This is a genomic window from Brevundimonas sp. 'scallop' (assembly GCF_011045535.1).
Taxonomy (GTDB): Bacteria; Pseudomonadota; Alphaproteobacteria; order Caulobacterales; family Caulobacteraceae; genus Brevundimonas; species Brevundimonas vesicularis.
Genome location: NZ_CP039382.1, coordinates 2,023,210 through 2,036,153, shown reverse-complemented (window position 1 = coordinate 2,036,153; position 12,944 = coordinate 2,023,210). Strand labels below are relative to the sequence as shown.

14 protein-coding genes are annotated in these 12,944 nt (G+C 64.5%); 9 read left to right on the top strand and 5 right to left on the bottom strand.

Annotated features, from left to right (window positions below; genetic code table 11):
- Window positions 1–2 precede the first annotated feature (2 nt).
- Complete coding sequence (locus E4341_RS10195; RefSeq protein WP_165117059.1) at window positions 3–1,355, top strand: hypothetical protein; 1,353 nt, start codon at window positions 3–5, stop codon at window positions 1,353–1,355.
- Between the two features lie 92 nt (window positions 1,356–1,447).
- Here E4341_RS10195 and E4341_RS10190 read toward each other — a convergent pair whose 3' ends face one another.
- The gene (locus tag E4341_RS10190) at window positions 1,448–2,800 is read right to left on the bottom strand and encodes an MFS transporter (protein ID WP_066551337.1); all 1,353 of its coding nucleotides are present in this window, start codon (window positions 2,798–2,800) and stop codon (window positions 1,448–1,450) included.
- 210 nt (window positions 2,801–3,010) lie between these two features.
- On the opposite strand from E4341_RS10190, the gene cyoA reads away from it, so the two are divergent.
- From cyoA to E4341_RS10155, 7 genes are all read left to right on the top strand, one after another.
- Window positions 3,011–4,240: a ubiquinol oxidase subunit II gene (cyoA, locus tag E4341_RS10185; RefSeq protein ID WP_240893523.1), complete on the top strand. Its 1,230-nt coding sequence runs from the start codon at window positions 3,011–3,013 to the stop codon at window positions 4,238–4,240.
- Between the two features lie 13 nt (window positions 4,241–4,253).
- Window positions 4,254–6,257: a cytochrome o ubiquinol oxidase subunit I gene (gene cyoB / locus E4341_RS10180; protein WP_165117057.1), complete on the top strand. Its 2,004-nt coding sequence runs from the start codon at window positions 4,254–4,256 to the stop codon at window positions 6,255–6,257.
- Between the two features lie 2 nt (window positions 6,258–6,259).
- Window positions 6,260–6,889: a cytochrome o ubiquinol oxidase subunit III gene (gene cyoC / locus E4341_RS10175; protein WP_165117055.1), complete on the top strand. Its 630-nt coding sequence runs from the start codon at window positions 6,260–6,262 to the stop codon at window positions 6,887–6,889.
- Window positions 6,886–7,281 carry a cytochrome o ubiquinol oxidase subunit IV gene (cyoD, locus tag E4341_RS10170; RefSeq protein WP_082465001.1) on the top strand — a complete coding sequence of 132 codons (396 nt, stop codon included), beginning with the start codon at window positions 6,886–6,888 and terminating at the stop codon, window positions 7,279–7,281. Before cyoC ends, cyoD begins: the two co-directional genes overlap by 4 nt.
- Before the next feature lie 67 nt (window positions 7,282–7,348).
- Complete coding sequence (locus tag E4341_RS10165; protein ID WP_165117053.1) at window positions 7,349–8,047, top strand: SURF1 family protein; 699 nt, start codon at window positions 7,349–7,351, stop codon at window positions 8,045–8,047.
- Entirely contained in the window at window positions 8,044–9,375 is a 1,332-nt protein-coding gene (locus E4341_RS10160) for an ATP-binding protein (RefSeq protein ID WP_240893522.1), read from the top strand. The genes E4341_RS10165 and E4341_RS10160 overlap by 4 nt, the downstream gene beginning before the upstream one ends.
- Entirely contained in the window at window positions 9,365–9,901 is a 537-nt protein-coding gene (locus E4341_RS10155; protein WP_066626535.1) for a response regulator transcription factor, read from the top strand. Before E4341_RS10160 ends, E4341_RS10155 begins: the two co-directional genes overlap by 11 nt.
- Here the strand turns inward: E4341_RS10155 and E4341_RS10150 are convergent.
- Complete coding sequence (locus E4341_RS10150) at window positions 9,898–10,335, bottom strand: HIT family protein (protein ID WP_165117051.1); 438 nt, start codon at window positions 10,333–10,335, stop codon at window positions 9,898–9,900. The two genes, E4341_RS10155 and E4341_RS10150, sit on opposite strands and share 4 nt — an antisense overlap.
- A 108-nt stretch (window positions 10,336–10,443) precedes the next feature.
- Here E4341_RS10150 and E4341_RS10145 point away from each other — a divergent pair, with 108 nt between their 5' ends.
- Entirely contained in the window at window positions 10,444–10,803 is a 360-nt protein-coding gene (locus E4341_RS10145; protein ID WP_165117049.1) for a phage holin family protein, read from the top strand.
- A 50-nt stretch (window positions 10,804–10,853) separates the two neighbouring features.
- Here the strand turns inward: E4341_RS10145 and E4341_RS10140 are convergent, their stop codons facing one another.
- Genes E4341_RS10140 through E4341_RS10130 form a run of 3 tightly spaced genes read right to left on the bottom strand, consistent with a single transcriptional unit; the run spans window position 10,854 to window position 12,914 of the window.
- A complete protein-coding gene (locus E4341_RS10140; RefSeq protein ID WP_165117047.1) occupies window positions 10,854–11,417 on the bottom strand; it encodes a hypothetical protein in 564 nt (187 codons plus the stop codon).
- Window positions 11,418–11,421: 4 nt separating this feature from the next.
- Window positions 11,422–12,426, bottom strand: a complete 1,005-nt coding sequence (cobS, locus tag E4341_RS10135; protein ID WP_055753459.1) for a cobaltochelatase subunit CobS — start codon at window positions 12,424–12,426, stop codon at window positions 11,422–11,424.
- A 59-nt stretch (window positions 12,427–12,485) separates the two neighbouring features.
- The gene (locus tag E4341_RS10130) at window positions 12,486–12,914 is read right to left on the bottom strand and encodes an organic hydroperoxide resistance protein (protein WP_165117045.1); all 429 of its coding nucleotides are present in this window, start codon (window positions 12,912–12,914) and stop codon (window positions 12,486–12,488) included.
- Window positions 12,915–12,944: the final 30 nt, after the last annotated feature.

Below are 12,944 nucleotides of genomic sequence, written 5' to 3'. Positions count from 1 at the left end.
CGATGACCGACCGTCTCGTTCGATCTCTGGGTGCGCTGGTCGCAGCCTGGGCAGGCATCGCGCCGATGACGCAGGCGCAGGAAACGCAGACGGCCGTCACGGCGGTTGTCGATCCTGCGCCCGCGCCAGCCGATTGCCCGGACTTCGTGCCGCAGCAGACGCGGTGCTGGTCGGGCAGGGCGGTTAAAGGCGGCTATTACTGGATCGCCGTGCCTCAGGACTGGAATGGCGCCGTGATCGTTCACGCGCATGGCGGACCCCGCACCAGCGCACCAGAACCAAACGATCCGCTGGAGGACATGGAGCGGTTCTCCATGACGGTGAAGGAAGGTTTCGCCTGGGCGGGCTCGACCTATCGCCGTGGCGGCTATGGCGTACGGATGGCGGCGGAAGATACGGACGATCTGCGCCAGATTTTCTGGAATGCCTTCGGCAAGCCACGTCGAACTCTGGTGCATGGCCAGTCCTGGGGCGGCAACGTCGCGGCCAAGACGGCTGAGCTCTACGTCCGCGATGCCGAGGGACAGGTCATGTGGGACGGCGTCGTCCTGACCAACGGCGTAATCGGCGGCGGGACTCGCACCTACCGCTTTCGCGCCGATTTGAGAGCGGTTTATCAGTTCTACTGCAACAACCATCCGCTTCCGAACGAGCCCCGGTATCCGCTTTGGCAGGGGCTGCCGCTAGAAAGCGATCTAAACCGGGCGCAGTTGGCGGAGCGGGTCAAAATCTGCACGGGCGTGGGCCTGCCGCTTGCTGAGAGGTCGGCTGAGCAGAAGCGCAATCTGGCGAATATCCTGGCCGTGACGGGCGTGAACGAGGAACAGTTGGTTCCGCATCTAGCCTGGGCGACCTTCCTGTTCCGCGACATGGTTTTGCGCCGTCTTGACGGGCTGAACCCCTTCGACAACAGCCGTACGGTCTATCAGGGTTCGCACGACGACGAGGCGTTGAACGCTGGCGTTCAGCGTTTCGCGGCCGATCCGATGGGTGTGGCGCGCTTGGCCTACGACGCCGATCTCAGCGGTCTGATCGTGGCGCCGACGCTGACGATCCACGCCAAGAACGATGCGACAGCCTTCGTCTCCAACGACGCGCTTTACAGGGAGACGGTCGCCGCGGCGGGACGATCGGACCTATTGGTCCAGACGTTCACAGACGAGTCCGAACATAGCCGCCTATCGCCGCCAGAGTACGTCGGTCTTTTCCAGGCGATGATGCGCTGGCTGGACGAGGGCGTGAAGCCGACGCCCGCTGACGTTGCCAGGCTGTGTCAGGTGGCGGCTCCACGCTACGAGGACGGCTGTCATTTCGACACCACCTTCAAGCCGTCGACGGACAGCCGCGCCAACTGAAGCTGCCGCTGCACTTCACAACGATCCGCCCCAAACGCAACACGGCCCGCAGGCGACTGCGGGCCGTGTCTTTCTGTGGGCGACCTAAAAGATCAGGCCGTCTTGGCGCGGTCTTTATCTGAGGAGCTGCGGGCCAGTTCGCGATTTAGCCACAGTGCCACGAGGGTGCAGATGGCGCCCGACAGCAGATAGGCGCCGGCGGCGATCAGGCCGAATTGGCTGGAGATCCACAGGGCCGCGAGGGGCGCAAAGCCCGCGCCGAACAGCCAGGCCAGGTCCGAGGTCAGGGCGGAGGAGGTATAGCGGTTGGTCAGGCTGAAGCTGGACGCCACGGGGCCAGAGGCTTGCCCGAACGACAGGCCCAGCAGGATGAAGCCGGAGATCATGAAGGTCAGCTCGCCGACCGGGCCGCCGTTCAGCAGTTGCGGCGCAAAGCCCGAGAAGGCGGCGATGCCGGCGGCTGTGATCGCCAGCAAGGTGCGGCGGCCGTAGCGGTCGGCCAGAATGCCCGATGCGAGGATGGCCAGCAGACCGAAGACCGCGCCCACCATCTCGATCAGCAGGAAGCGCACCGGCGTTTCCTTTGTGAACAGGAACACCCAAGACAGCGGGAAGACGGTGACCATGTGGAACATGGCGAAGCTGGCCAGCGGGGCGAAGGCGCCGATGGCGATCTTCGGGCCTTCGTCGCGCAGCGCCTGAGTGATCGGCGTGGGCTGAAGCTCGCGCGTCTCAAACAGCTTCTGGAAGGCCGGCGTCACCACGATGCGCAGGCGCGCGAACAGGGCCACGACGTTGATCGCAAAGGCCACGAAGAACGGATAGCGCCAGCCCCAGTCCAGGAAATCGGGCGCCGACAGCGTGTTCAGGAAGAAGGCGAACAGGGCGGAGGCCACCAGCAGGCCGATGGGCGCGCCGAGTTGCGGGATCATGGCGTACCAGCCGCGCTTCTTCTCCGGTGCGTTCAGCGCGAGCAGCGAGGCCAGACCGTCCCAGGTGCCTCCCAAGGCGACGCCCTGGCCGATACGGGTCAGGGCCAGCAGCACCGGCGCCCACATGCCAATGCTCTCATAGCCGGGGATGAAGGCGACCGACACGGTGGATGTGCCCAGCAGCAGCAGGGCGGTCGTCAGCTTGGCGCCGCGCCCGAACTTGCGGTCGATGGCGATGAACAGGACGGTCCCCAGCGGCCGAGCCAGGAAAGCCAGGGCGAAGACGGCGAAGGAGAGCAGGGTGCCGCCCACCGCGCCCGCATAGGGGAAGATCAACTGCGGGAAAACGACCACCGAAGCGATGGCGTAAACAAAGAAGTCGAAAAACTCGGAAGTTCGGCCGATAATGACGCCGATGGCGATCTCGCCGGCGTCAACCTTGCCATGGCCCGTGTGAAGGGCGGCGGCGTCGCGTTCCAGCGACTCTGACGAAGGGGTCGTCGAGGCGGACATGGGCTTGGTCGCTCCGTGTGAGACTGAATTATCGGCCGTACGGCAGGTCGCCGCATTATGACCGGGCGCCCTTTGCGATGAAAGCGGCCTCGTGAGGATAGGACATATTGCCCAATGTCGTTCCTGATTGAAGCTGAGTATCCCGCCGCCTACGAACGCCAACCGTCGCGGCGCCTCCCCCTCGCCCGACGCTTTTCGATTGGATCCGCCTTGCGCCGTCTGCGCCTTCTTTTGCTCGCGCCCATCGTGGCCCTGCTGTCGGCCTGCAACCTGGTCGTCCTCAACCCTGCCGGCGACGTCGCGTCCCAGCAGGGTGATCTGCTGATGATCTCGACCCTGCTGATGCTGATCATCATCGTGCCCGTGATGGGTCTGATCGTCTTCTTCGCCTGGAAGTATCGAGCGTCGAACCAGGAGGCCGAGGCCGACTACCGTCCCGATTGGGACCACTCCACGTCGTTGGAGCTGGTCATCTGGGCCGCGCCACTGATGATCATCATCTGCCTGGGCGCCCTGACCTGGGCTGGCACGCACCTGCTGGACCCCTATCGTCCGATCGACCGGATCAAGCCGGGCCAAGCCGTTGAGGAAAGCGTCGAGCCGTTGCAGGTCAATGTCGTCGCGCTCGACTGGAAGTGGATGTTTATCTACCCGCAGTACGGCGTCGCCACGGTTAATGAACTGGCCGCGCCGGTTGACCGTCCTATCCGTTTCCACATCACCTCGTCCTCGGTGATGAATAGCTTCTACATTCCCGCCCTGGCCGGTCAGATCTACGCCATGCCGGGCATGGAGACGAAGCTGCACGCCGTCATCAACCGTCCGGGCGAATACGAAGGCTTCTCGGCCAACTATTCCGGCGACGGCTTCTCGCACATGCGCTTCGCCTTCCACGGTCTGGATCAGTCCGGGTTCGACCAATGGATCGCCGGCGTGCGCCAGGGCGGCCAGACGCTGGACCGCGATCGCTATCTGGAGCTGGAAAAGCCCAGCGAGAAGGTGCCTGTCATGCGCTTCGGCGCCGTGGATGGCGCGCTGTGGGACGCGATCCTCAACATGTGCGTCGAGCCGGGTAAGATGTGCATGGGCGAGATGATGGCCATCGACAAGCAGGGCGGCCTGTCCATGGCGTCGGTGCGCAACACCATGCCGCTGGTCTATGACAAATACGCCGGTCGCGGAAAATCGCCCGCCTACTTCGGCTCTAACGACAGCTACGTCATGACGATCTGCACCCCGCTGCAGGCCGAAGCGGCGGCAGCCGACCGCATGCGCCGCGCCGAACTGGATACGGTCGCCGGACCGACCAGCCTGGAGCGCCTGACCGGGCAGGGGTTGTCGCCCGGTCAGCCTCCGATGGCCTCGCTGACGACGCTGGCCCGCAATCCCTTCGCCACGGGGCCGGTTCCGACCGACGTCCGTTCCGCCCCCAACGCCTGAGCGAACACAGTCGATGAACGCTGATCAACTCATTCCGCTAATCTTCGGGCGCCTCACGCTTGAGGCTTTGCCGTTGCACGAGCCGATCCTGGTCGTGACCATGTCGGTCGTGCTGCTGGGCGGCCTCGCCCTGTTCGGCGCCCTGACCTATTTCAAGCTGTGGGGCTATCTCTGGAAGGAATGGTTCACCACCGTGGACCACAAGAAGATCGGGATCATGTACATGATCCTGGGTCTGATCATGTTCGTGCGCGGCTTCGCCGACGCCATCATGATGCGCCTGCAACAGGCGATGGCCTTCGGCGGGTCCGAGGGTTATCTGAACGCGCACCACTATGACCAGATCTTCACCGCCCACGGCGTGATCATGATCTTCTTCGTGGCCATGCCGCTGGTGACGGGCATCATGAACTATGTCGTGCCGCTGCAGATCGGCGCGCGCGACGTGTCCTTCCCCTTCCTGAACAACTTCAGCTTCTGGATGACCACGGCCGGCGCCATCATCGTCATGGCCTCGCTGTTCGTGGGCGAGTTCGCGCGCACCGGCTGGCTAGCCTATCCGCCGCTGTCGGGTATCGGCTACAGCCCCGGCGTCGGGGTCGACTACTACATTTGGGCGTTGCAGATCGCGGGGGTCGGGACAACGCTGTCCGGCATCAACCTGATCGCGACGATCGTGAAGATGCGCGCGCCCGGCATGGGCATGATGAAGATGCCGGTCTTCACCTGGACCTCGCTGTGCACCAACGTGCTGATCGTGGCGTCCTTCCCGGTCCTGACCGCCGTCTTGGCCCTGCTGACGCTGGACCGTTACGTCGGCACCAACTTCTTCACGAACGACTTCGGCGGCAACCCGATGATGTACGTGAACCTGATCTGGATCTGGGGGCACCCGGAAGTCTACATCCTGATCCTGCCGCTGTTCGGCGTCTTCTCGGAGATCGCCTCGACCTTTTCGGGCAAGAAGCTGTTCGGCTATACCTCCATGGTCTACGCCACGGTCGTCATCACGATCCTGTCCTACCTGGTCTGGCTGCACCACTTCTTCACCATGGGCTCGGGCGCCTCGGTGAACAGCTTCTTCGGCATCACGACGATGATCATCTCGATCCCGACGGGCGCGAAGATCTTCAACTGGCTGTTCACGATGTACCGTGGGCGCATCCGGTTCGAGCTGCCGATGATGTGGTTGGTCGCCTTCATGCTGACCTTCGTGATCGGCGGGATGACGGGCGTGCTGCTGGCGGTGCCGCCGGCCGACTTCGTGCTGCACAACTCGCTGTTCCTGGTGGCCCACTTCCACAACGTCATCATCGGCGGCGTGCTGTTCGGCCTATTCGCGGCGATCAACTTCTGGTGGCCCAAAGCCTTCGGCTTTAAGCTGGACAAGAAGTGGGGCCTGATCAGCTTCTGGTGCTGGGTGCCCGGCTTCTGGCTGGCCTTCCTGCCGCTGTATGTGCTGGGCCTGATGGGCGTGACACGCCGGATGCGGGTGTTCGACGATCCCTCGCTGCAAATCTGGTTCGTTATCGCGGCCATCGGCGCCGGCGTCATCGCCCTGGGCATCGCGGCCATGTTCATCCAGTTCGCCGTGTCGATCATCAACCGCGACAAGCTGCGCGATACCACGGGGGACCCGTGGGGCGGCCGCACGCTGGAGTGGGCGACCTCGTCGCCGCCGCCGGCTTATAACTTCGCCGCCACGCCCTACGTCCATGACGCCGACGCGTGGTGGGACATGAAGAAGCAAGGCTATCAGCGTCCGCTGAACGGCTACAAGGCGATCCACATGCCCTCGAACACAGGGGCGGGGATCATCATCTCGGGCCTGTGCCTGGTGATGGGTCTGGCCTTGATCTGGTACATCTGGTGGCTGGCCGCGATCAGCTTCATCGGGGTGCTGGCCGTCGCGATCGGCCATACCTTCAACTACAAGCGCGACTACTACATCCCCGAGGATGAGGTCCGCGCGACAGAAGAGGCGCGCACCCGCGCCCTGGCCGGAACGGAGGCGTGATCATGAGCGCGACTGCGACTGCGACCGAGATCGACCGGACCGTCTTCCACCTGGAAGAGGAGCCGCACCACGAGGAAGGCTCCAGCACCATGCTGGGCTTCTGGCTCTATCTGATGAGCGACTGCCTCATCTTTGCGATGCTGTTCGCCGTGTTCGGCGTGCTGGGCGGAAACTACGCCGCCGGGCCGGGGCCCAAGGAGCTGTTCGACCTGGAGCTGGTGGCGATCAACACCGCCATGCTGCTGTTCTCGTCGATCACCTATGGCTTCGCCATGCTGGCGATGGATCGGAACAACCAGCGTCAGACGCTGGTCTGGCTGGCGATCACCGGCCTGTTCGGCCTGGCCTTCCTGGGGATCGAACTCTACGAGTTCGCGCACTTGATCCATGAGGGCGCCACGCCGCAACGCAGCGCCTTCCTGTCGGCCTTCTTCACCCTGGTGGGCACCCACGGCCTGCACGTCACCTTCGGCATCATCTGGCTGGTGACGCTGATGGTTCAGGTCAGCATGAAGGGCCTGATCCCCGCCAACAAACGCCGCCTGATGTGCCTGTCGATGTTCTGGCACTTCCTGGACGTCATCTGGATCGGCGTCTTCACCTTCGTCTATCTGCTGGGCATGCTGCGATGAGCGCCGACATGAACGACCATTCGCCGGAGTCTCACGAGACCGACCACCTGGGCCACGAGGGGCACAATCACGGTTCCTTCAAGAGCTATATGATCGGCTTCGTGCTGTCAGTGATCCTGACGGCCATCCCGTTCGCCCTGGTCATGACCGGCGTCCTGCCGACCCAGGCGACGGCTCTGATCGTCATGGGCTTCGCCGTGGTGCAGATCGTGGTGCACATGATCTACTTCCTGCACATGAACTCCAAGTCCGAAGGCGGCTGGATCATGCTGGCTCTGATCTTCACCATCATCGTGGTGGTCATCGCCCTGTCGGGTTCGCTGTGGGTCATGTACCACCTGAACACCAATATGATGCCCATGACGCACGACATGGCGCAGATGGGCGGCTGAGGTCGAGATCACGGACCCGTCCTCAGCCCCGGCCGGCGGCAAGGCCAGACGTTCGCGATCCTTCCGCATGGCGGTCGTGGTCGCGGGCGTGGCGCTGTTCGTCGGCTTTCTGGCGCTGGGCGGGTGGCAGGTTCAACGCTTGGCCTGGAAGACCCATCTGATCGCCCAGGTCGATGCTCGCGTTCACGCGGCCGCCGTCCCAGCGCCTGGCCCGACCCAATGGGCCGGCGTGACGCGCGACAATGATCAGTACCGCCGCGTCGTTGTTCGCGGTCGGTTCCTGCACGACAAGGAAACCCTGGTTCAGGCGGTGACCGACGCCGGCGGCGGTTTCTGGGTCATGACGCCTCTGGTCGATGACCGGGGCTTCACCGTCCTGATCAATCGCGGCTTTGTGTCCGCTGGCCGACGTGATCCGGCCGTCCGCGCCGATGGTCAGGTCGAGGGGCCGCAGAGCGTGACGGGACTGCTCCGGATCACCGAGCCCAAGGGCGGCTTCCTGCGCGCCAATGATCCCGCCGGTGATCGCTGGCGGTCCCGCGACGTCGCGGCGATCGCTGCGCGGCGGGGCCTGACGACCGTCGCGCCTTATTTCATTGATGCGGACGCCAGTCCGAACCCCGGGGGATGGCCGCGCGGAGGGCTGACGGTGATCCGGTTCGCCAACAGCCATCTGGTCTATGCCTTGACCTGGTTCGGCATGGCGCTGCTGACCTTGGTCGGTCTGTGGCTGTTCCTGCGCGACGGCAGGCGCAACGGGTCGTGACGACGACAACTGTACAAAGGCTGCTGGGCCTGGGGCTCAGAGGTGGTGTCGCGACCCACGGCGGGGCCAACCGCCGCAACATGCTGCTGCTGATCCAGTTGCGCTGGCTGGCGGTCGCCGGGCAGGTGGCGACGATCCTGCTGGTCCAGTACGTGATGCGGATCCCGCTGCCGGTGCTGTGGCTGTTGGCGGCGCCGGCGGGTCTGGTGCTGGTCAATCTGGTCAGCGCGCCGTTGACCGTGCGCACGCAGGAGGTCGAGGATCAGGCGCTGATGATCGCCCTCCTGGCGGATGTGGCGGCCCTGACCTGGCTGCTGTTCCTGACCGGGGGCGCGGCCAATCCGTTCGTGGCGCTGTATCTGCTGCAAGTCGTTCTTGGGGCCGTGCTGCTGGCGCCGGTCTATGCTTGGGCGCTGATCGCCATCACCAGCCTGTGTTTCGCCGGGCTGGGCCTGCATTCCCGCCCGCTGAACCTGCCGCCGGCGCGCGAGGATTCGCTGCTCAGCCTCTATCTTCAGGGCAGTCTGATCTGTTTCGTGCTGATGGCCGTGCTGCTGGTGCTGTTCGTCACCCGGATCAGCCAGAACCTGCGTGAGCGCGACGCCTCCATGGCAGCCCTGCGACAACAGACGGCCGAGCATGATCATATCGTCCGCATGGGCCTGCTGGCGTCGGGCGCAGCACATGAGCTGGGAACACCGTTGGCTTCGCTGTCGGTGATCCTCAGCGACTGGAAGCGGATGCCGGCCCTGACCCAGGACGCCGACCTGGCTCAGGACATGACGGTGATGCGGGCCGAGGTCGAACGCTGCAAGGCCATCGTCACCGGTATCCTGATGTCGGCCGGCGAGGCGAGGGGACAGGCGCCTGAGCGCACCACCTTACGCGCCTTCGTCGCCGATGTGGTGGCCAGCTGGAACGGCGACGGTGTGGCGGTGCAGATCCGCGACGAGCTGGCCCAGAACCCGTCAATCATCGCCGACCCGGCCCTGCGTCAGGTGCTGGGCGTGCTGTTCGACAATGCGGTCGAGGCCGGAGCGAGCCGCATCACCGTGACCACGACACGGACGGACGAAGATTTCGGCATCGCAGTCCGCGACGACGGACCAGGCTTCCCGCCGGCGATCCTTCAGGCCTGGGGCAAGCCCTACAACTCCACCAAGCCCAGGCCCGGCGCCGGTCTTGGCCTATTTTTGCTCATGAATGTGATCCGGTCGCTGGGCGGACGGGTAGAAGCCTCCAATCCCCCGGCGGGCGGCGCAGAAGTGCGTCTGACCCTGCCGCTTTCGGCGTTGGCTCCCACGGACGAGATCGCGCATGACCGATGACGCCAGATTGCTGCTGATCGTCGAGGACGACGAATCGTTCTCGACCACCCTGCGACGCTCGTTCGAGCGGCGTGGCTACACAGTCGTCAGCGCCGCCAGTCCCGACCAGATGACCGAGGTGCTGAAGACGCATCGCCCCGGCTATGCGGTCGTCGATCTGAAGCTGGGCGGGCATTCCGGCCTGACCTGCGTCGAGGCTCTTCACGCCTTCGACCCCGAGATGAACATCGTCGTCCTGACCGGCTTCGCCAGCATCGCCACGGCGGTCGAGGCGATCAAGCTGGGCGCCCGGCACTATCTGGCCAAGCCCGCCAGCACCGATGACATCGAAACCGCGTTCGGCCGGGCGGACGGCGACGCCGAGACGCCGCTGGGCACGCGCCCCACTTCGATCAAGACGCTGGAATGGGAGCGGATCCACGAGACGCTGGTGGAGACCGATTTCAACATCTCGGAGGCGGCGCGGCGGCTGGGCATGCACCGCCGCACCCTGGCGCGAAAGCTGGAAAAGCGCCGCGTTACCTAGTCCAGTTCGGCCGCGATCCGGTCGGCCAGCGCCCGCAAGGTGGCCGTATCCGCCATCGGCGCATGGCCGTGACCCTTCATCTCGCGATCGGCCCAACGCGGCACGATGTGGAAATGCAGATGGAAGACCGTCTGTCCGCCCGCCTCGCCGTTGAACTGCAGGATCGACAGGCCTTCAGGCTTCAGCGCTTTCTCGACCGCCTTGGCCGTGCGTTGCAGGGCGGCGGTCATGCGGGCCAGCACCTCGGGCTCGATCTCCAGCAGATTACGCGCCTGGGACTGTTTGGCGATGATCAGGACGTGGCCTTCCGACTGGGGAAACACGTCCATGAAGGCCAGGACGTGGTCGTCCTCCCACACCTTCACCGACGGAATGTCGCCGCGCAGGATCTTGGCGAAGATGTTGTTGGTGTCATAGGCGCCGTGCAGGCTCATGAGCGGTCTCCGTGCGGTTCGGACCATCGATAGCAGCGCCGTCTGCGGAGGGGGAGCCTTCGTGCACGTCGTGCATTATGGTCACGCTTGAACGTCACGAGGGCCGTCATGATCCGTTTCATCATCCAGGCGCTGGTCACCATGGCGGGCCTTTGGCTATCCGCTCAGATCGTGCCGGGCGTCGATTTCACCAGCACCGGGTCCCTGATCGCGGCCGCCATCATCTTGGGTCTGGTCAACGCCTTCGTGCGGCCGATCTTGGTCGTGCTGACCTTCCCGATTACCGTCGTGACCCTTGGACTGTTCCTGTTGGTCGTGAACGCCGCCATGATCGGGCTGACGTCGGTCTTCCTGGACGGCTTCCGGGTCGACGGTCTGTGGGCCGGCATCGGCGCGGCCATCGTGACCGGCGTCGTCAGCTGGATCGCCGGCGCCTTCATCGGCGGCGGCGAAGAGGCGCGGGGCTAACTTCTTGAAAAGCTCGACGAGGTGATGCGAGCCCAAGAAGATTCAACACCTTAGTTCGGCCGGTCTGCGCTCGCTTCCTGACGCCCGCGGAAAAGCATATCTGTCGTCGCTCGGGCCCTTTGTTCGATAAGTCGCTGACGGTCGGGATCGGGGTGGGGCTCCTGCGTGGTCGCCCAGCGTGCTCCGGCCGGCGCCGCCAAATCACGGCATACGCTCAGCGCAAGGCCCCGCTGGTAGGCGTTTGCATTACGCTTTCGGCGATCGGCTTCCCCAGTGACACTGGCCGTTTCGACGGGCGTGAACGTATTTGACTTCCATTGCGCCGGTGGGACCGGCACGAGGCGACCGTTTTCGATGATCCGAATGGAGCTGGGCTCTTCCCAGATCGTGTAGGCCGCGAATGGCTCGATCGTGTCCACATGCTGCACAAGACCACAAATAACCCGTCCGCCGTTTCGAACGTCACGGGCAGTGTGCTCGAGGATGACTGCGGAAGGTCGCTTTTCGAAGACTGTCTGAAGGATGACCTCGTCCGATGGTCGGGGCGGACGAGCGGTCTCCGCAGCCGAAGTCTGGCTAGCCATGATCAAGATAGACATCGCCGCCAGAAACATAAGCTTATCCCACCTTCACCCGCGTCGCCGCCTCGGGAAGGTCCTCGCCGAAGGCGCGCTGGTAGAACTCGGCGATGGTCGGGCGTTCCAGCTCGTCGCACTTGTTCAGGAAGGTCAGGCGGAAGCTGAGGCCCAGGTCGTCGTTGAAGATCTGGGCGTTCTGGGCCCAGGTGATGACGGTGCGGGGCGACATGACGGTCGAGATGTCGCCATTCATGAAGGCGTTGCGGGTCATGTCGGCGACGCGGACCATGGCGGCGATCCGGCGGCGGCCCTCGGCGTCCTTCCACTCGGGCACCTTGGCGGCGACGATCTCGGCCTCCACGTCGTGATCGAGATAGTTCAGCGTGGTGACGATGTTCCAGCGGTCCAACTGGGCCTGATTGATCTGTTGCGCGCCGTGATACAGGCCCGTGGTGTCGCCCAGGCCGATGGTGTTGGTCGTGGCGAACAAACGGAAATAGCGGTTCGGGCGAATGACGCGGTTCTGGTCCAACAGGGTCAGGCGACCTTGGGCCTCCAGTACGCGCTGGATCACGAACATCACGTCGGGCCGGCCGGCGTCGTATTCGTCGAAGACCAGGGCGATGGGGCGTTGCAGCGACCAGGGCAGGATGCCCTCGCGGAACTCGGTGATCTGCTTGCCGTCCTTCAGGACGATGGCGTCCTTGCCGATCAGGTCGATTCGGCTGACGTGGCTGTCCAGGTTCACGCGAACCAGCGGCCAGTTCAGGCGGGCGGCGACCTGTTCGATGTGAGTGGATTTGCCGGTGCCGTGATAGCCCTGAACCATCACGCGGCGGTCGAAGGCGAAGCCGGCGCAGATGGCGATCGTCGTCTGGGGATCGAAGCGATAGGCCTCGTCGATCTCGGGCACATGGCTGTCGCGCTCGTCGAAGGCGGGCACGGTCATGTCGCTGTCCACGCCGAAGGCTTCGCGCAGGGTCACGCGACGATGCGGTTCGAGCGTCAGCAGGGGATCGGGGGAGGCGTCGAGCGGGGAGGTCATGGACCTCATCTAGAGGCGCCGCGCGCGCGGCTCAACACGCGCGCGGCCCTTGGCGTCGGTTATTTCGCGCTCAGGCGAACATCGACGTTGTTGCGGGTGGCGTTGGAGTAGGGGCAGACCTGGTGCGCCTTCTCGATCAGGTCGTCGATGACGGCCTGCTCTAGGCCGTGGTCGGTCACGGTCAGGTCGACATCCAGGTTGAAGCCTTCACCCTTGGTGTTCTTGCCGAAACCGACGCCGGCGGTGACCTTGGTGTCGGGGCTGACGGGCGTGCCGGCCTTGCCGCTGACAAGACGCAGGGCGCCGAGGTAGCAGGCGGCGTATCCGGTGGCGAAGAGCTGCTCGGGGTTGGTGCCGTCGCCGCCCTTGCCGCCCATCTCGGTCGGCGTCGACAGTTTGACGTCGATCTTGCCGTCGTCGGTGGCCGAACGACCGTCTTCGCGGCCTCCGCCCGATGCCGTCGATTGGGCGCGATACAGAACTTCCATGGCAGGCTCCTTGGGTTGGGATGCTTGAGA